The sequence below is a fragment of the Pseudarthrobacter sp. NS4 genome, assembly GCF_024758005.1.
In the GTDB taxonomy this organism is placed as follows: Bacteria; Actinomycetota; Actinomycetes; order Actinomycetales; family Micrococcaceae; genus Arthrobacter.
Genome location: NZ_CP103288.1, coordinates 816,687 through 834,997 on the forward strand (window position 1 = coordinate 816,687; position 18,311 = coordinate 834,997).

The 18,311-nt window shown below is 67.2% G+C and carries 14 protein-coding genes and 1 pseudogene; 6 read left to right on the plus strand and 9 right to left on the minus strand.

What is annotated here, in order from left to right; all coding sequences use genetic code 11:
* Positions 1–17 precede the first annotated feature (17 nt).
* Genes NXY83_RS03910 through NXY83_RS03920 form a run of 3 tightly spaced genes read right to left on the minus strand, consistent with a single transcriptional unit; the run spans position 18 to position 7,508 of the window.
* Positions 18–848 carry an Fpg/Nei family DNA glycosylase gene (locus NXY83_RS03910; protein ID WP_258804785.1) on the minus strand — a complete coding sequence of 277 codons (831 nt, stop codon included), beginning with the start codon at positions 846–848 and terminating at the stop codon, positions 18–20.
* Positions 841–5,901 carry an ATP-dependent helicase gene (locus NXY83_RS03915; RefSeq protein WP_258804786.1) on the minus strand — a complete coding sequence of 1,687 codons (5,061 nt, stop codon included), beginning with the start codon at positions 5,899–5,901 and terminating at the stop codon, positions 841–843. Before NXY83_RS03915 ends, NXY83_RS03910 begins: the two co-directional genes overlap by 8 nt.
* A gap of 56 nt (positions 5,902–5,957) precedes the next feature.
* On the minus strand, positions 5,958–7,508 hold the full coding sequence (locus NXY83_RS03920; RefSeq protein ID WP_258804787.1) for an FAD-dependent oxidoreductase: 1,551 nt from the start codon (positions 7,506–7,508) through the stop codon (positions 5,958–5,960).
* A 183-nt stretch (positions 7,509–7,691) separates the two neighbouring features.
* Here NXY83_RS03920 and NXY83_RS03925 point away from each other — a divergent pair, with 183 nt between their 5' ends.
* Positions 7,692–8,159 carry a DUF4383 domain-containing protein gene (locus NXY83_RS03925; protein WP_258804788.1) on the plus strand — a complete coding sequence of 156 codons (468 nt, stop codon included), beginning with the start codon at positions 7,692–7,694 and terminating at the stop codon, positions 8,157–8,159.
* A 144-nt stretch (positions 8,160–8,303) separates the two neighbouring features.
* Here the strand turns inward: NXY83_RS03925 and NXY83_RS03930 are convergent, their stop codons facing one another.
* From NXY83_RS03930 to NXY83_RS03950, 5 genes are all read right to left on the minus strand, one after another.
* Positions 8,304–8,960, minus strand: a complete 657-nt coding sequence (locus tag NXY83_RS03930) for a DUF4232 domain-containing protein (RefSeq protein WP_258804789.1) — start codon at positions 8,958–8,960, stop codon at positions 8,304–8,306.
* A 102-nt stretch (positions 8,961–9,062) separates the two neighbouring features.
* Positions 9,063–9,806: a YcnI family protein gene (locus NXY83_RS03935; protein ID WP_258804790.1), complete on the minus strand. Its 744-nt coding sequence runs from the start codon at positions 9,804–9,806 to the stop codon at positions 9,063–9,065.
* A gap of 79 nt (positions 9,807–9,885) precedes the next feature.
* A complete protein-coding gene (locus tag NXY83_RS03940; protein ID WP_258804791.1) occupies positions 9,886–10,518 on the minus strand; it encodes a hypothetical protein in 633 nt (210 codons plus the stop codon).
* A 133-nt stretch (positions 10,519–10,651) separates the two neighbouring features.
* Entirely contained in the window at positions 10,652–11,728 is a 1,077-nt protein-coding gene (locus NXY83_RS03945) for an NAD(P)H-dependent flavin oxidoreductase (protein WP_258804792.1), read from the minus strand.
* Between the two features lie 155 nt (positions 11,729–11,883).
* Positions 11,884–12,093, minus strand: a complete 210-nt coding sequence (locus NXY83_RS03950; RefSeq protein ID WP_258804793.1) for a hypothetical protein — start codon at positions 12,091–12,093, stop codon at positions 11,884–11,886.
* Positions 12,094–12,304: 211 nt separating this feature from the next.
* Here NXY83_RS03950 and NXY83_RS03955 point away from each other — a divergent pair, with 211 nt between their 5' ends.
* Positions 12,305–12,652 (plus strand): hypothetical protein, encoded by a 348-nt coding sequence (locus NXY83_RS03955; RefSeq protein WP_258804794.1) that lies wholly within the window; start codon positions 12,305–12,307, stop codon positions 12,650–12,652.
* Positions 12,653–12,747: 95 nt separating this feature from the next.
* On the opposite strand, the pseudogene NXY83_RS03960 reads toward NXY83_RS03955, so the two are convergent.
* Positions 12,748–12,960, minus strand: a pseudogene (locus tag NXY83_RS03960) (glutaminase); the annotation flags it as partial.
* Between the two features lie 107 nt (positions 12,961–13,067).
* Here NXY83_RS03960 and NXY83_RS03965 point away from each other — a divergent pair.
* From NXY83_RS03965 to manD, 4 genes are all read left to right on the plus strand, one after another.
* Positions 13,068–14,126 carry a LacI family DNA-binding transcriptional regulator gene (locus NXY83_RS03965; RefSeq protein WP_258804795.1) on the plus strand — a complete coding sequence of 353 codons (1,059 nt, stop codon included), beginning with the start codon at positions 13,068–13,070 and terminating at the stop codon, positions 14,124–14,126.
* Between the two features lie 84 nt (positions 14,127–14,210).
* Positions 14,211–15,617 carry a glucuronate isomerase gene (gene uxaC / locus NXY83_RS03970; RefSeq protein ID WP_258804796.1) on the plus strand — a complete coding sequence of 469 codons (1,407 nt, stop codon included), beginning with the start codon at positions 14,211–14,213 and terminating at the stop codon, positions 15,615–15,617.
* A complete protein-coding gene (locus NXY83_RS03975) occupies positions 15,614–17,080 on the plus strand; it encodes a mannitol dehydrogenase family protein (protein ID WP_258804797.1) in 1,467 nt (488 codons plus the stop codon). The genes uxaC and NXY83_RS03975 overlap by 4 nt, the downstream gene beginning before the upstream one ends.
* A complete protein-coding gene (gene manD, locus NXY83_RS03980; protein WP_258804798.1) occupies positions 17,077–18,306 on the plus strand; it encodes a D-mannonate dehydratase ManD in 1,230 nt (409 codons plus the stop codon). The genes NXY83_RS03975 and manD overlap by 4 nt, the downstream gene beginning before the upstream one ends.
* Positions 18,307–18,311 lie beyond the last annotated feature (5 nt).

An 18,311-nucleotide genomic window follows, 5' to 3' on the forward strand; every position in this document is an offset into this window, starting at 1 on the left:
AGTTGGGACAGGCAGGATCAGGACGGAACCGGCTGGCACTGCGGGCAGAAGTAAATGTCCCGTTCTTCCTCGCCGTTGTGCCTGCCCAACAGGCCGCGGCGGATCGGCGTCCCGCATTTCAGGCATGGCTGGTGCTCCCGCCGGTAGACCCAGTATCCGGGGCGCCCGGCCATCCTGCCCACCGGCATCCCGCGGGCGTTCAGGATGGTGACGCGGCGGCCGGGACCCAGATTGACCTCCAGTAACTGCTTGGCGTCGGTCATCATGGTCCCCAGGTCCGCGACATCGGATACAGGCGTGGCGGGATGCACGCCGGAGAGGAAGCACGCCTCGCACCGGTAGATGTTGCCGATGCCGGCGAGGTTGCGCTGGTCCAGGAGGGCCACGCCGACGGGAATTTCCGGCGCAGCCCTGACCCGGCGTTCGGCCTCATCCGGGTCCCAGTCCGGGCCCAGAAGATCCGGGCCAAGGAACCCCACAATGGAGTCCTCATCCGCTGTGGCCACGACTTCCAGGAGACCCAGGGAAAATCCGACGGCGTCCGCAGCTTTGGTGCGCAGCACGCACCGTGCGGTGTAGCCGGGCTTGCGCCACTTGCCTCCCGGCGGATAGACCTGCCAGGTTCCCTCCATCTTCAAATGCGAGTGGATGGTGAGTCTCTTGTCACCGGGCCCCGCCACCCGCATCAGGAGGTGCTTGCCGCGGGGCACCACCTCGATGATGGTCCAGCCGGCCAGGTTCAACGTGGCGAACCGTGGAACGCGGAAATCGGAGGCGAGCAGGACCTGCCCCGCCAGGGCCTGGTGCAGCTGGTTTGCCGCACGCCAGACGGAATCCCCCTCAGGCACGGATCCGCAACCCCTTCGGGGTGGAGTAGGCTCCGGCGGAGCTGAGGGCGGCCGCCACGGAAGTGTCCAGGATGCCGTGCCCGTTGACTTTCTCCATGATGAGCTTGTCTACCGCCCCGCGTGTCACGACGCCCACCAACGCCGCGCCCGCTGCAGCCAGGACGGCTTCGTCCTCGCTGAAAGCCAGCAGTGTCTTCCCGCCCCGCTCCACGTAGAGGACCAGTGCCCCGTCCACCAGGACAACCAGCGCCCCGGCCTTTCGTCCGGGACGGTGCCCGGTGCCGGCGTCGTCCTGCAGGGCGGGCCAGGGAAGGGCGGCGCCGTAAGGGTTGGCTGGATCTGTGGCTGCAAGTGCGAGGGCAACGGGATCCGGCTTGGCGAGTTGCGTGTCCTCGGCGTAGGAGCGCAGCCGGTCCACAGTGGCGGGTACGGCGAACTGGGCTGCCCCGAGGTGTTCGATGAAGTAGCCCCGGCGGCAGCGTCCTGCTTCCTCGAGCCTGGCCAGCACCTTGTACATCAGGCCAAAGCCGCCCAGGATCTGCTCCGCCATCACGGAACCCCTGGTGACCACGCCGTACCGGTCCAGCAGGAGTTCGGCGGTGGCCCGTGCGTGGATGGTGGCGTCCAGTTCCGGTTCCGGCAGCGCAGACCAGCGTCCGGCGGCCATGGGAGGAATAGCCCCGGCACCGGAGGTGCCATAGCGGCCGCCGGCAATGCCGGCCGAACCCAGCAGCCCGGTGCCGTGGGAGCGGCCCAGCCTGCTCAGTCGCGGTGCCCTGGCGCGCGGTGCGCGGGCCACCTGGCGGTGTGCCGTATGCCCGCCTGCTATCAGCGCCCGGACGGGGGCGAACGTGTCACCGGTGATGCGGCCGGCCCACGCCAGCTCCCACAGCGCCGTCACCACTTCCTGGTCGCTGAGTACAGTATCCATGCCGCCGGCGACGTCCGTCAGCTGGCGGAAGAAATAGCCGCCGCCGTTGTTCCGCAGGTGGTCCAGCAGTCGCTGCCCGGCGTCGCCCGGCTGGTAATCCGGCGCCGGGTTCAGCGTCAGCCCGGCTGAATCGGCCAGGTGCAGGCTGATCCAGCCGTCGTTCCCCGGCAGGGCTCCGGCCCCGGACCACAGAACCTCGCCGGCAGCCATCAGCTCATCCAGCATGGCCGGCTGGTAGTTGGACACCCGGCTGGCCAGGATGAGCGGTTCCCAGGCTGACGCGGGAACTGGTACGCCGGAGAGCTGGTCGATGGCGGTGACGATGCCGTCCAGTCCACGCAGCGACGGCTGCCCCCGGCCGCTGCCAGGAACCCGGACGTGCTGCCAGGCAGGCAGGAAACGGCCGTAGGCAGCGGCGTCCACCGGTTCAACTTCCGCGCGCAGGGCAGCCAGCGAACGACGGCGGAGCTTCCGCAGCACCTCGGCATCGCACCATTCGCTGACAGCAGTGTGGGGAAGCTCCGGTGTTGCCGGCGGTGGGCCGGCCACGTCAGCCGCCTCGGCCTGCGGGGGTTCTGCCGGCGCCCCATCTGCCGGGTGGGCTTCTCCCGGCGCATGGACGTCAGCGGGGCCGGCGGCGTATTCCGGGGCGGTCACATGGGGGCGGAACTCACCCTCCACCACCCGTCCGTCCGCGGCGAACCGCTTCAGGGCTGTGCCCACCACCGCCACGCCGAGCCCAAGCCGTGCTGCTGCCTCGCCTGCGGTAAATGGGCCGTGGGTCCGGGCATAACGGGAAACGAGGTCTCCCAGGGGATCGGCCACAGGCTCGATAAAGGCCAGCGGCACACCCATGGGCAGAGGCACGCCGAGGGCATCCCGGAGCCGGGCGGCGTCCTCCACGGCGGCGAAGCGCTCCACTCCGCCAATATTGACCTTGATGGCCCGGTTGGCCCGCTGCAGCGCGAGCAAGTGGGCTGTGGCCAGCTCAACACCGGCCGGCGCGTCCGCTTCCCCGGCCTCCCCTTGAAGCCGAGCACCGGCCTCCTCCGGCGCCAGCGGACCGAGCAGCCGCAACAGGTCGGCTACGCCTTCGAGGCCCCGCGCCCGGCGGTCCGGGACCAGCCGCTGCAGCTCCCGTTCCGTGGCCTCTATGACCTTGGCATCCAGGAGCTCCCGCAGTTCAACGCGCCCCAGCAGTTCGTTGAGGAGCGTGGAATCCAAGGCCAGGGCTGCGGCCCGCCGTTCGGCCAGCGGGGAATCGCCCTCGTACAGGAACTGGGCTACGTAGCCGAACAGGAGGGACTTGGCGAACGGTGACGGCTGTGACGTGGTGGTCTCCACGATCCGCAGCTCCCGCCGTTCCACTGAGGCTGCGATGTCCTTCAATGCCGGGAGGTCGTAGACGTCCTGCAGGCATTCCCGGACGGTTTCCAGCACGATGGGGAACGTGGGGTACTTCCGCGCGACGTCCAGCAACTGGGCCGACCGCTGCCGCTGCTGCCAGAGGGGCTGCCGCTTGCCGGGGGTCTGGCGCGGCAACAAAAGGGCGCGGGCGGCACATTCGCGGAACCGCGATGCGAACAGGGCGCTGCCGCCCACTTCCGCGGTGACAATCTGCTCAAGTTCCTCGGGATCGAAGAGGAACAGCTCAGCGCCGGGCGGTTCGTCCTCCATCATGGGAACGCGAAGGACGATGCCGTCATCGGCGGCCATGGCCGAGCCGTCCAGCCCGTACCGCTGGTGCAGCCGCTGTCCAACGGCGAGGGCCCACGGAGCATGCACCGGCATGCCGAACGGGCTGTGCAGGATGACGCGCCAGTCGCCCAGTTCATCGTGGAACCGCTCAACCACCAGCGTGGTGTCGCTGGGGACCACCTCGGTGGCCTGCTTTTGTTCTGACAGGTACTGGATCAGGTTGTTGGCGGCGTAGTCATCGAGGCCGCTGGCTTTGCAGCGTTCCGCGGCGGGTCCGGCATCGGACGCGGACAGCTCTCGGACGAACGCGCCAAGGGCACGGCCCAGGTCCACCGGCCGGCCCAGCGAATCGCCCTTCCAGAAGGGGAGTTTGCCGGGCTGGCCGAATGCGGGGGACACCAGCACCCGGTCATGGGTGATGTCCTCGATCTTCCAGCTGGTGGCGCCGAGGGCAAAGACGTCCCCCACCCGGGACTCGTAGACCATCTCCTCGTCCAGTTCGCCCACCCGCCGGCCTCCCTTGGGAGCTGGCGCAGGCTTGCCGTCGGCAGAAGGCGAAGCCGAACCTTCCACCTCTGTCCCGATGATGTAGACCCCAAACAGGCCGCGGTCCGGGATGGTGCCGCCGGAGGTGACGGCGAGGCGCTGGGCACCGGGCCGCCCTTCGATGGTGCCGGCGTTGCGGTCCCAGATGATCCGGGGGCGGAGCTCGGCGAATTCGTCGGACGGGTAGCGGCCCGCCAGCAAATCAAGGGTTGCCTCGAACGCTGAACGGGGGAGGGAAACGAAGGGTGCGGAGCGGCGCACCGTCGAGAACCATTCCTCGACGTCGATGCTCCCCAGGGCGGTGGCGGCAACAGTCTGCTGGGCCAGGATATCCAGTGGGTTGGCGGGGATGCTCAGCCGCTCGATCCTGCCGCCGAGCATCCGTTCCACAGTGATGGCGGTGTGGACCAGGTCGGCTCGGTGCTTCGGGAACAGGACGCCCTGGGAGATTTCGCCCACCTGGTGGCCGGCGCGGCCCACCCGCTGCAGCCCGCTGGCCACGGATGGCGGTGACTCGACCTGTACCACCAGGTCAACGGCGCCCATGTCGATGCCTAGCTCCAGTGAGGACGTGGCCACCACGCACCGCAGCCGGCCGGATTTGAGGTCGTCCTCGATGAGTGCCCGCTGGTCCTTTGAGACGGAACCGTGGTGGGCGCGGGCGAGCACCGGATCAGCTCCCGCCGACCTCCCCGCCTGCGCCATCATGTGCGCCGGGGTGGCAGTGGAGGCGGGGACGCCCGACGGCGGGACGCCGGGCCGGGACGCACCCTCGTCTTCCAGCCCTCCCGGACCTGCATCGTCCCAGCCGCCACCGACGGCCACCAGCTGGCGTTCGGCGTAGATCTCATTGAGGCGCGCTGTCAGCCGTTCGGACAACCTTCGGGAGTTGGCAAAGACGATGGTGGACTGGTTGGCCAGTACCAGGTCAACAATCTTCTCCTCCACATGTGGCCAGATGGATGCCTGCGGCTGGAGTCCGGACGCAGGCCCGGAGTCGAACGCGCCGGCCGCGCCCTGGAGGTCGGACATGTCCTCCACGGGTACCGACACCGTCAGGTCCCAGTTCTTCTTCGCCGGCGGAGCGACAATCTCCACCGGAGCCGAGCCCGCGAGGAACTGTGCCACGAGTTCCCGGGGTTCCACGGTGGCGGAGAGTCCGATCCGCTGGGCGGGTTTGGGCAGCAGGGCGTCCAGCCGTTCAAGGGAGACTGCGAGGTGGGCGCCGCGCTTGGTTCCGGCCACGGCATGGACCTCGTCGATGATGATGGTGTCCACTTCGGTGAGGGTCTCGCGGGCCCTGGAAGTGAGCATCAGGAACAGTGACTCCGGCGTGGTGATAAGGACGTCCGGCGGGTTGCTGAGCAGTGCCCGCCGGTCCGCCGTCGTGGTGTCCCCGGTCCTGACGCCCACGGTGATGAGGGGCGCCGGGAGCCCCAGCCGTTTGGCGGTCTGCGTGATGCCGATCAGCGGGGAGCGAAGGTTCCGTTCCACGTCCACGCCCAGCGCCTTCAGCGGTGAGATGTAGAGGACGCGGGTTTTCCTCCTGGGAGCCCGGAGACGCCGGCCTTTTGCCCCGGCCTGTGGGCCGGCAGCGGAAACCGCAGGTTCGGCTGCGACCGGTTCCGGATGTGCCGCGGCAGCGGAGAGAAGGCGGTCCAGCGCCCAAAGGAAGGCGGCCAGGGTTTTACCGGAACCGGTGGGAGCGACCACCAGGGCGTGCGAGCCTGAGGAGATGGCGTTCCAGGCCCCTGTCTGGGCGGGTGTGGGTTCCGAAAAGGCGCCAAGGAACCAGTCACGCGTGGGCATGCTGAACTGGCCCATGGGTATGGCCGCAACGGAATGCCTGCCGCCCGCGGCGGGCTGTTCCTGGTTCATGCCTCCATCATGCCCCAAGGCACCGACAGGGGAGCCGGAGCCTGCGGAACCTTTGCTCAAGCCTTCCCGGCCTGCGGAAGGTCCTTGGTGGCGGGGCCCTCCAGGAGCTTGCCGTCGCTGGTGAAGCGGGAGCCGTGCAGGGGGCAGTCCCAGCTCTGTTCACTGTCATTCCAGTGCACGATGCCACCCATGTGCGTGCAGACGGCTGACAGCCTGCAGGTGGTGCCCTCCAAAGTGGAGACCGCCACGGGCCGCGTTCCCTCGCGGTAGACCTCGCCCCGGCCTTCGGCGGGAACCACCGGCGCTGGTTGGGGCGCAGCTTGTTCCTTGCCCTTTTTCAGCGCCTTGCCGCCTTCGGTGGCCACTCCTTCAGCAGCCATTTTGCCCCAGCCGGACGCGAGCTTGGCGGCCACTCCGGCGTTGAGGGCGACGGCGGACAAGGCCCCGGAGGGGGAGGTGACGCGGTGATGGATGGTGTCCGCCCACGGCACCTGGCCGCCCAGGATGTCCGCGGAGATCCCCACCGCTGCGGCAACCGCATTGGTCATGCCCCACTTGTTGTAGCCGGTGCCGAAATAGATCTGTCCCTTGCCCCTGGGGAGCTTGCCGAAGAAGGGCATGAGGTTGGTGGGAAGGTAGTCCTGGGCGGACCAGGTGTGGGTGGTTACCGCTCCGGGGTAGTGCTGGCCGGCCCAGTCGAGCAGGCCGGCGAGATGGGCCTTTTCCGATTGCGTCCGGCCCACGTGGTGCCCGTGGCCGCCCACGAGCAGCAGCCTCTTGCCGTCCACCTCATAGTCGCGCAGCGAGTGGGTGGGCTGCTCCACCGAGATGTACATCCCGGGCGGGGGGGCTTGGCCTTCCGGCAGCTCAAGCGCTGCCGCATAGGAGCGGCTTGGCTTCAGCTTCGCGAAATACAGGCCGCGGTCCAGGACCGGAATGCCGGTGGCGAGCACCACCCTGTCCGCACGCACACTGCCGCGGTTCGTTTTGACGGCGGAGGGGGCGTCCCCGGTCACGTCCCGGAGCCGGACACCGCTGACGATTGTGCCGCCGCGGCTTCGGATGTCTTCCATCAGGGTGTCCAGGACCTGCACCGGGTTGATCTGGGCCTGGCCGGGGAGCCGGACGGCGCCGTGCACGGCGAACGGGAGTCCGGCGTCGCGTACATACTCCATGTCCAGCCCGGCGGTGGTGCCGGCACTGACCTCCTCCCGCAGTTTCTCCGTGCCCTGTGCGGTGGCCGCATAGGTGTAGGCATCCCGGCGCTGGTAGGGAACCCGGTGTTCGTCAAGGTAGCGCAGCAGCCATGCCTGGCCTTCACGGTTGGCGTCCACGTACGCCTGCACCTGTTTCTGCGAATACTGGCGCGCAAGCTGGGCCAGGAAGGTGCCCTGGAGCAACGTCACCTTGGCGGTGGTGTTGCCGGTAGTCACGGCTCCGGGGAACCGTGCCTCCAGGACCAGTACCTTCTGCCCGGAGCGTGCCAACAGCAGGGCAGTGACCAGTCCGGTCAGTCCGGCGCCGGCCACTACCGTGTCGTATTTGCTGTCGGGCTCGAACGGATCAGAAGTGAACGTGTCAGTGCGGTCCAACCAAATCGACGTCATGAACTCAACCTGCCTCCGGTCTAAATGCGCTGGTGGGGCCGTTTTGTGATGGGTCTGTTATAGACCCTGACCTATCGGTCGCGCATTTGCTAAGTATACTTACTTTGTCGGGGTTTAAGTCTATGGTCAGGCACAGCCCGGCAGCCATGATGTGAACGTTAACGACAAAGAGCAGGAGAAATCATGACAAGCATGAGCGACGGTCGCACCGTAGGCCGGACCAACATACAAAAGGCAGCCCTTGCCGTGGGAGCGGTCTTCCTTCTGGTGGGCGTCCTGGGATTCATCCCCGGAATCACCAGCAACTACGAGACCATGGGGCTTGCTGGGCATGAATCCCAGGCCATGCTGCTGGGTATTTTCCAGGTATCAGTGCTGCACAACATAGTCCACCTGCTGTTCGGCGTGGCCGGCATTGCCATGGCCCGCAGTGCTGCTCAGTCCAAGAACTACCTGGTGATAGGTGGCGCCATCTACCTGGTGCTGTGGCTGTACGGCCTCCTGATCGGCCTGGACACTGCCGCCAACTTCGTCCCCGTCAATATGGCGGACAACTGGCTGCACTTCGTCCTGGGCATTGGCATGCTGGGCCTGGGCCTCGCCCTTTCCCGCGGTACTGCCCGTGCCGGACGCACCACCACGGCGCACTAGCAACCACAGTCAACAAGCAGGAACCAGCGGACCAGGGATCAGTAGCAAGCCTGGCGGCGGACATAACAACTGCAGGCGGCCGGCATCTTGCCGGACCGGCTGCAGTTGTTTGCTGAGACTGTTGAGGAAAGTGGGGAAAAGGCCCTAGGCCGGCTGGAATGCGCCGATGCTCAGCAGTGTGATGTCGGCATTGCTGCACGCTTTGGTGGGCTGCGGCAGGAACAGGGAAGCGGTGTCCTCGGGCGGATAGATCCGGTAGCCTGCGGCGTCCACCATGGCGCAGTCCATGTAGTTTCCGGCCTGGGTGTAGCGCAGCACTGCGGAGCCGGTCTGGCCTGGCGCCAGGAGGACATCGGCAACGGGAGCAGAGCCATCGCGGGTAGCGGGCGCGCCGATGGGCGCGCCGGCGTTGTCCGCGGCCAGGGACACTCCGGGAAAGCCCCTAAGGAGGCAGGGTTCAGATCCGGTGTTGGTCAGGTTGAGCTTCATGTAGACGCTGCCGGCGGCACCGCCCCCGGATGCGTCCGTGGCCGCGGAGAGCGCCGCCGCTTTGCAGAGCGCGGGAGTCACCGGCGCGGGTGCGGCGGGGGCAGCGGACGACGGCGCAGCGGACGTGGCGGGCGACGCGGAGGACGCCTCCGGGCTGGGTGAGCCGGCTGAGCTGGTGGCCCTGGCTGCCGGGGCCGTCGTCGTTTGCGTTTGCGTTGGTGGCTCACTGGGGCCGCACGCGGTGAGCATCAGGGCAGCCGCTGCGGCCGCCGTCGACATGGCTATCCCTTGGAAGATTTTCTGAGACCTCATGGCACCACCTTCGCGGCAGCCGTTGCCCGCGTCAACGACGTGGCGTCCCCGGTGCGCATTTGATGCCCGGATCGTGATGATCCGGGCACCAAATGCATCGAATTACTTGGCGTGGGTGCTGTCTGTAGCCTTCCGGCGGACACCGCTGCGGAGCAGGGCTGCCCCACCCAGGGCCAGGCCCCCGATGCCTGCCCCCAGCCCTGCCCAGCTGCGGGCCCCGGCTCCACTGTCGGTGATGGCCTGCTCCGTGGAGTGCGATGCCGGGCTGGCCCCGCCCTCCCCGTGGCCGTCAGCGCTGGCTGCCTCCGTGACGGTGACGGACGGAGCCGGCGCCTCGAGTGAATGTGGGTCCTCGCCATCCTCTGCAATCTGCGACCAGTCCGTCCGGCCGGTCTCGCACGTCTGGAGGGTGGGGAAATGCAGGGTTGTCCCGGCTGCGTCGGGGAGTTTTACGGACAGGACCAGTGCGTCGCGGAGTTCGTGGGCAAGGGGCGCCTTGGCGGTGTAAACGATCTGGCTGGTGCGCTTGGTGATGGACGTGCCGTCCGCAAGCTTTTTGGCCTCCGGCAGTTGCTCGGTGACTTTTTCCACCGTCCAGTTGGGGTTGACGGTGGGCTGGGCGTCGTTCAGTTCCTGGGGCAAGGTGATGGCCACCTTTGTGGTGCCGGACTGGTCGCAGCCATGCGGAATGCCGAAGGTCAGCAGGGCGTAGGAGTTGGCGGAGGTCTTGTCCGGCGTGACGCCGACATGGGCCGAGGCGCCGCCCGCGGCGGCGAGCAGCAGCGCCGCGGCGCCGCCGGCAGTTGCGGCGGCGGTCAGGGAACGGCGAAGGAATGGGGTGTTCATGGTTGCCTTTCTGCCGCACGCCCGGAACCGGGGTGCGGGAAGTATGAAGGCCCGCAGCCGGAAGGAAACCCGCTGCGGGTTAGGACGACATAACGACGGCGGAAGGCGGGCCGCGTCGGTTGTCCTGTTTGAGGTTGCGCCACGGGCACCCGGGCGCGGCGACGGGCGGGAAGGCTGCGGCAACGGGGGCAACGGAGTCGGGCGCTACCGCCCAAGGGAGGGAGCCAAGCGGACGAAGCCAGGCGGCGAGGGCCCAGAGGGCGGCCTCACCCTTGGCCAACAGGAGGGCGCAGCCGAGCGTCGCCATAGCGTGGGCAGCGAGCATCACGGGTGCGGAACCGGGGTCCGCGGGGTTCAGGTGCCCGGCCAGGGCAGCAAGTTCCGCCGGGACCGTCATGCCCCCGCCGTGCTGATGGTCGCCATGTGAGAGCCCCGGTGCTGCGGTCAGGACCGGGGGGCCGGACATCGTGAACAGCTCGTGCAACACAACCTGCCCTGCACCAAGCAGCGCTGCCATCGCAGGAAAGGCCAGCCGCAACCGCGTGGCGGCGGTGCTTACCAGCGCAGTGAGGGCCAGCACCGCCAGCATGATCCCGGGGGCTGGCAGTTGGGCGCCACCGGCAACGTGGGCGCCGGCCGCCAATGTGAGGATTCCGATAGCCACGGCGGAGGCACGGAAAAAGTGGAAAGGCGTCCGTGGGTGCGTGGGCACGGATACTCCTTTCCCGGCGCGGCGCAGTGGCGCTGATGGCGGTAAAACTGCGGATCAGGCCGGGCTTCCGGCCGTCCAGATTCTATCGGTGATTCGGGGCACCAGCCTCGCCGGATGGAAAGGGTGTGGGCGACTAATCCGGCAGGCCGGCGAGCAGTTCGGCCAGGACGTCCGCGGCAGTGTCGTATCGAATCAAGGGGGCGGCCTGCCCCGCCCAAAGGGACATCAACTCCGTATTTCCGCGGACGGCCGCCTCTGGCCGGAAGCGGCCTGTCAGCCAATTCTGCACCGGGAACGGGGCAACGGGCCCGGCGCCGGCAAGGTCCGTCGTGATCCTGTTGGGGATGCCTCGGGCCAGCCTGCCGCTCAGCGCACGGGTGAGGACGGTATGGCCGGCGGCGGCGCTGTGGAGTAGCGAGCGGTAGGCGGGGACGGCGGCCGACTCGCGGGTGGCCAGGAACGCCGTGCCCACCTGCACGGCGTCGGCGCCGAGCGCCAGGGCAGCGGCAAAACCGCGCCTGTCTGCGATTCCCCCGGCAGCGATGACCGGCACAGCCACGGCATCCGCCACCTGGGGGACGAGGGCGAAGGTTCCCACGAGGGATTCTTCCGCCGGTCTCAGGAAGGAGACGCGATGGCCTCCGGATTCCATCCCGCTGGCGACGATGGCGTCCACGCCGCCCTCCTGCAGCGCTACCGCCTCCTCGGCGGTGGTGGCGGTGCCGAGCACCTTGATGCCGCGGCGGTGGGCTTCCTCCACGACCTCGGGTGCAGGGACGCCGAACACAAAGCTGACGACGGCGGGCCGGGCTTCCAGCGTGGCCTCCACCTGTTCGCCATAGTCGGGAAGGTACCGCGTCGGCGTCTTCGGCAGTGGTAGGTCGAGCTCCTCGAAGTAGGGCCGGAGGGCGTCCACATAGCGGTCAAAGTCGGCCTGCGGCACCGCTGCGGCCTCGGTGCCCGTGGGGATCCAGAGATTGAGGGCGAACGGCCTGGCCGTGGCGGCTCGAAGGTCCGCCGCCGTACGTTGGATCGCGGCGCCGTCGTAACCGTAGAGGCCGTAGGAACCCAGCCCGCCGCCGTCGCTCACTGCTGCGGTGAGCTGCACGGAGGAGACGCCGCCAAAGGGGCCAAGGACCACGGGAACCCCGATTTCCAAGAGCTCGGTGACCCGGTTGCCCCGGGAAGCGGCGCGGTCCTGCGGAGTCATGTCGGCCTCCTGGCGGGCTAAGTCGGGCTGGTCCGCCCCCAGTCTTGCAGGAGCGGGCACCAGTCCCAAGTCAGCCGGCGGTCGGGTCAGCAGGCGCCCGCTTCAGTCCGCCTCCGGTCCGCAGCAGTAGTGGCAGTTTTCGGGGCAGCTGTCCGTCATGCCGGTGAAGCCGCGAGGTCGTAGCCGTCAGCGATGTGGAACAGCCGGCGGCCTCCGGCAGGGGCGACGACCCACACCACATCGCCGTCTGCAGTGCGGGCATCCACCATACCGGTGAAGACGGGGGCTTTATTCCTTTGGAGTTCCACGCTGTCGCCGATCTCGACGTCATCCCAGCGGGCGGAATTTGTGACGCGGTTCGCCATTGAAGACACGGTTTTTCTTTCTGTTTCCGGTAGCGGCCTTACCACCGCTTCCTGCCATCAAACAGGGCTGGACCCGGCCGCATCAATGGAGGACTGGCCACAGCCGCGGCCGGCCGTTTGTGCGGCCCTCCAGCAGGCTGGCGGGTAGGCCAGCCAAACGGGGCGGCGCTAGACTGCCTGCGTAAGCGCCAGGCGATCTAAGGAGAAGTTCATGGACTACACCGGAAGCCAGTCAGAGAAGGCCATTCCCGCAGGTGAGCTGGACCGCTCCCATGTTGGGCATACCGTCAGCTTTCAGCCGAACGAATTCACCGTTGTGTTCGGCAGGATTGCCGGAATAGCCCGGACCGAGGCAATGGTCTACCTCTCCCTTGACGGCGTTGCGGGCGGCACGCACCTGAAGGATGAGTACGACCTGCCCCTGACGCACGAGGTTTACCTGCAGGTCGACGTCATCACAAATGCCGAGTCCACCATCAAGGACTTGTTCGGCAAGGTCCAGGAAAACCTCCGCGGGGCCGGCCACAAGGGCGGCGACGGCGGGACGGACCGGCTTTAACAGCCTGCTGATTTAACAGCCTGCTGACAGAAAGCGGACGACGGCGAAACTTTCCGCCGCCGTCCGCTTTACCACTGCATTTCGTCACCTGGGGGTTAGAAAACGGACCAGCCCGTGCGGTCCGAAAGATCGGCAAGGGCTGCGGTGCCGGCGAGGGAGTTTCCTTTGGCGTCCAGCTGCGGGCTCCAGACGCAGATGGCGCACTGGCCCGGGACGATCACCAGGAATGCGCCGCCCACGCCGCTTTTGCCGGGCAGGCCAACGCGGTAGGTGAACTCACCCGCGGCGTCATACATGCCGCAACCCAACTTTTCGGCAACCCCTTGCCCAAGTAAGTAGCATCAGGTGTCGTTTTGGGCCCTCAAAACGACACCTGCTGCGACCTCGTTGGGGTGTTCGTCGCTAGGATGGGCCAGTGACTGAACCCAAGACGCAGGGGGCTGCGGCATCGTCCGGAGCCGTAAAAAAGGCCCGGGACGGTAAGGCCAACGCCACCATCTATGACATCGCCAAGGTGGCCGGCGTCAATCCCTCCACGGTCTCCCGGGCCCTCAGCAAGCCTGGCAGGGTAAGTGCAAAGACGCAGAAACTCATCGAAGACGCCGCCGCCGAGTTGAACTACCAGGTCAACCCGTTCGCCCGGGCCCTGCCCACCGGCAGGACCCACACTTTCGGCCTCATCGTCGCGGATATCACCAACCCCACATTCTTCGACATCATCCGCGGCGCCCAGACCACCGGCACCCAGCGTGACTACACCCTGGTGCTGGCCGAGTCCGCAGAGTCCGCCATCACTGAACTGACTTCAGCCCGGCGCATGATGTCCACCGTGGACGGTCTTATCCTGGCAAGCCCGCGCATGAACGACGACGACATCCGGACCCTTGCCGGCGATAAGCCCGTGGTGGTGATCAACCGCGAGGTGGAGGGCGTGCCGTGCGTCATCCCCGATGTTCGGAAGGGCACCGGCGAGGCGGTCCGCAGCCTCGCCGGAAACGGACACAAAAAGCTCGCATTCGTAGCTGGCCCTGCCCGGTCCTGGATGTCAGCGCGGCGCTGGGAAGGTGTCCAGGCCGCGTGTGAGTGGTCACGGCTTGAGGCCGTGCGTGTGGAGTCCAGCAAACCAACGGTCGACGGCGGCAGGGAAGTAGCACGCGACGTGCGCGCCACCGGTGCCACGGCGGTACTGACGTACAACGATCTTCTGGCCATAGGCCTGATGCAGGAACTCCAGGCGGCGGGCATAGTGGTGCCGGACGAGATCAGCATCGTCGGTTTTGACGATATTTTCGGGGCGGACTTCACCACACCACCGCTGACCACCGTACGCTCGCCGCTGGGGGAGTGCGGCTCCGCAGCCGCCAGCCGGCTGCTCGAACTGCTGCACAACGGGGGTGGGTCCACGGAGACCTTAAGGGTGGAAACGGAACTGGTTGTGAGGGGCTCCAGCGGCAGGCTCCTGCCTGCAGGCTGATGCCGGACCAACAGCAGCCCAGCTGCTTCGGCAACATTTGGCAACCGGTTGACAAAAAGCGGTTGGAGACCGGACCATTGACCTATGTCACAGTCGATTGCCGCCAACCCAGACCGGCTCCTGCCCGCTGATCCCCGAACCCGCGGCATTGCGCGCGAGCTTCTGCAGCGCGTCCAGGACCTTCCCATCATTTCCCCGCACGGGCACGTTGACGCCGCAGTCCTTGAGCAGAACACGCCCTTTCCGGACCCGGCAGCGCTGCTGGTCAGCCCTGACCACTACGTCACCCGGCTGATCCACGCCAGTGGAGTTCCGTTGGACCGGCTCCGGGAATCGAACACGTTCCGGCCGGACAGCCGTTCCGTGTGGCGGGAGTTCTGCAAGGCGTGGCCGCTGTTCGAGGGCACTGCGTCCGGGTACTGGCTGCGGACGCAGTTTTCCAGTGTCTTTGGCCTGGCGGGGGAGCTGGGCGAGGAAACAGCCGATGCCAGCTACGATGCGGTCTCGGCAAAGCTCCAGGAGCCCGGCTTCCGGCCCCGCGAGCTGTTCAAGGACTTCAACATCGAGGTCCTGGCCACCACGGACGATCCCCTGGACACCCTGGAAAGCCACAAGGCCATCGCCCAGGACCCCACCTTCCACGGGCGCGTCCTGCCGACCTTCCGCCCCGACGCCTACCTCAACATCGCCCACCCCTCCTGGCTGGAGAACGTGGACCGGCTCATCGCGGCAGCGGGCGACGGCGGCACGGGCTATGGCGCTTACCTCTCCGCCCTGGAGAACCGGCGCCGCTATTTCGTGGAGCACGGCGCCGTCTCGGCGGACCACGGCGTACGCACCCCGGCGACCCTGAAACTCAACCCGCCTGAAGCTGCGAAGCTGTTCGACCGTGCCCGCTCCGGCAAGGCGACACCGCAGGACCGCGATGACTTCGAAGCGCACATGATGTACCAAATGGCACGGATGTCGGTGGAGGACGGCCTGGTGATGACCATCCACCCCGGCTCGTACCGCAACCACCACGAGCCCACGTTCAACGCCCTCGGCGCGGACACCGGGCACGACATTCCGTTCGCGGTCAACTACACCGAGGCCATCCGCCCGGTGTTGCAGGACTTCGGCACCGCGAAGGACTTCCACCTGGTGCTCTTCACGTTGGACGAGACCGTGTTCTCCCGCGAACTCGCCCCGCTGGCAGGCTTCTACCCGTCTGTCTATATCGGTGCCCCGTGGTGGTTCCTGGACGCCCCGGACGCGATGCTGCGATTCCGTTCCGCCGTTACCGAGACCGCAGGCTTTTCCCGTTCCTCCGGCTTCATCGACGATACCCGGGCCTTCTGCTCCATCCCGGCACGGCACGATGCTTCCCGCCGGATCGAGGCTTCGTTCCTGGCCCGGCTCGTGGCGGAACACCGTGTCAGCGAGGACCGCGCGCACGAGCTCATTATCGACATCGTCGATGCCTCACCCCGGCGGGTGTTCAAGCTGTGAACACTGAACTGCGAACCCCGGCCCGCCCCGCTGCAGCCGCGGAACTTCCGCGGCTGAACCGCGCACTCCGCCCTGCCCCGAAAGCCCCGGTCCGCATTGTCCACCTGGGCCTTGGCGCCTTCCATCGTTCACACCAGGCCTGGTACACCCAGCAGGCAGGGGACGCCGCGGAGTGGGGGATTGCCGCCTTCACCGGGCGCCGCCCGGATGCTGCCGCTGCCCTGGCTGACCAGGACGGGCTGTACACGTTGGTGGAACGGGCAGACACCAGCGATTCCTTCACCGTGGTGGGCAGCATCGTTGAAGCGGTGGACGGAGCCGACGTGGAGCGGCTTGCCGAACTGGTGGCTGCGCCCGCCACGGCAGTGGTCACCCTGACGATCACCGAGGCCGCCTACGGCCTGGGCACTGATGGAAAGCTCGATACAGCAGCGCCCGACGTCGTCACCGACCTTGCGCTGCTGGGTTCCGGCAGCGGGCACCCGGCCACGCCGCTGGGAAGGCTGGTGCTGGCACTCGCCGCCCGCCGCGATGCGGGATCGGGGCCCTTGGCCGTCGTGTGCTGCGACAACCTGTCCAACAATGGCACTGTTGCACAGCAGGCCGTGACCGGATTCGCCCACGCGCTGGATGCCGGGCTGGCCGGCTGGATCGACGCCAACGTCAGCTTCGTCAGTACCTCCGTTGACCGGATTACCCCGCGCACCACCGATGAGGATGTGGCTGACGTCCAGGCCGCGTGCAGCTACCGCGATACGTCACCGGTGGTGGCAGAACCCTTTTCGAGCTGGGTAGTCAGCGGGAAGTTCCCCGCCGGCCGGCCGCGCTGGGAAGACGCCGGCGCCCTGTTCGTGGACGACATCGGACCCTACGAGAACCGGAAGCTGTGGCTGCTCAACGGCGCACATTCACTGCTGGCCTACGCCGGGCAGCTGCGTGGCCACAGCACCGTGGCCGAAGCCCTGGCGGACACGGTCTGCCGCCAGGCGGTGGAAGCTTTCTGGGACGAAGCCGAGGCCAACCTTCCCGGTGATGAGCTGCAGATTCCGGAGTACCGTGCCGCGCTCCTTGCCCGCTTCAGCAACGCCAGGATTGCCCACAACCTGGCCCAGATTGCCATGGATGGCAGCACCAAGCTCCGCATGCGGGCCGTCCCGGTGCTGCTCGCAGAACAGGCCGCCGGCCGGTCCGGTGCGGCAGCGGCGCTCATGATCGCGGCGTGGATGGACTGCAGCTCCGCACTTCCCGGCTTCCAGGATCCCTTGGGCGATAAGGTGGCTGCCGCCAACGCAATTTCGGGGACAGAGCGGGTCAGGGCTCTACTGGCCGTTGTTGACCCGGTCCTGGCAGCTGACGCCGCCGTCGTGCAGCTAATTGAAAGCCTCACCGGCACCTTCGCAGAAGCGCTCCCAGCTACTGAACCCTGTAACTGCCTCACCTCACCTGAAAGGACCCAGCTGTGAAAATTATTGCCGCGGAAGTCTTTGTGACCAGTCCCTCGCGTAACTTTGTGACTCTCCGGATCACCACTGAGGATGGTGTGACGGGTATTGGTGATGCCACGTTGAACGGGCGTGAGCTGGCTGTGGCCGCGTATTTGAAGGAGCATGTTGCGCAGCTGTTGATCGGGAAGGATCCGCACCGGATCGAGGATACGTGGCAGTTCCTCTACCGCAGCTCGTATTGGCGGCGGGGTCCGGTGACGATGGCGGCGATTGCCGCGGTGGACATGGCGCTGTGGGATATCAAGGGAAAAATGGCGGGTATGCCGGTGTATCAGCTGTTGGGTGGGGCGTCCCGGAACGGGCTGCGGGCGTACGGGCATGCCTCCGGGGCGGACCTGCCGTCGCTGTTCGATTCGGTCCGCGAGCACCTGGAACTGGGCTACAAGTCCATCCGGATCCAGACCGCCGTCCCGGGGATCAACGCCGTCTACGGTGTCGCCGCACAGGCGCAGGCCTCGGGGGAGCGGTACGACTACGAGCCCGCCGGCCGCGGTGCCTTCCCGCTGGAGGAGGACTGGGACACCCGGGCCTATTTGCGGCACCTGCCCAGCGTGTTCGAGGCGGTCCGGAACGAGTTCGGCCCGGAAATCCCGCTGCTGCACGACGGGCACCACCGCATGACCCCGATCCAGGCCGCCAAGCTCGGAAAAGCGCTGGAACCGTATGATCTGTTCTGGCTGGAGGACTGCACCCCGGCCGAGAACCAGGAGGGCCTGCGCCTGGTCCGCCAGCACACCACCACCCCGCTGGCGATCGGTGAAATCTTCAACACCGTGTGGGACTTCCAGACGGTGATCAAGGAACAGCTGATCGACTACGTCCGGGCCGCGTCCACCCACTTCGGCGGGATCTCGCCGTTGAAGAAGGTGATGGATTTCGCCGCGCAGTACCAGATCAAGTCCGGTTTCCACGGGCCCACCGATATTTCCCCGGTCGGGTTCGCCGCGCAGTTGCACGTGGGCTTGGCGATCCATAACTACGGGATCCAGGAGTATATGCAGCACTCGGAGAAGACCAACGAGGTCTTCGAGCAGTCCATGACCTTCGTGGACGGCTACCTCCACCCCGGGGACAACCCGGGCATTGGGGTGGAGTTCAACGAGGAAGCCGCCGCGGCCTACCCGTACCAGCAGGCCTACCTGCCCTATAACCGCCTGGTGGACGGCACCGTCCATGACTGGTGAGGCGC

Coding starts and splice junctions, on each gene's coding strand:
- NXY83_RS03915 (WP_258804786.1), bottom strand. CDS start 5,901: ATGAACCAGGAACAGCCCGCCGCGGGCGGCAGGCATTCCGTTGCGGCC.
- NXY83_RS03920 (WP_258804787.1), bottom strand. CDS start 7,508: ATGACGTCGATTTGGTTGGACCGCACTGACACGTTCACTTCTGATCCG.
- NXY83_RS03925 (WP_258804788.1), top strand. CDS start 7,692: ATGACAAGCATGAGCGACGGTCGCACCGTAGGCCGGACCAACATACAA.
- NXY83_RS03930 (WP_258804789.1), bottom strand. CDS start 8,960: ATGAGGTCTCAGAAAATCTTCCAAGGGATAGCCATGTCGACGGCGGCC.
- NXY83_RS03935 (WP_258804790.1), bottom strand. CDS start 9,806: ATGAACACCCCATTCCTTCGCCGTTCCCTGACCGCCGCCGCAACTGCC.
- NXY83_RS03945 (WP_258804792.1), bottom strand. CDS start 11,728: ATGACTCCGCAGGACCGCGCCGCTTCCCGGGGCAACCGGGTCACCGAG.
- NXY83_RS03950 (WP_258804793.1), bottom strand. CDS start 12,093: ATGGCGAACCGCGTCACAAATTCCGCCCGCTGGGATGACGTCGAGATC.
- NXY83_RS03955 (WP_258804794.1), top strand. CDS start 12,305: ATGGACTACACCGGAAGCCAGTCAGAGAAGGCCATTCCCGCAGGTGAG.
- uxaC (WP_258804796.1), top strand. CDS start 14,211: ATGTCACAGTCGATTGCCGCCAACCCAGACCGGCTCCTGCCCGCTGAT.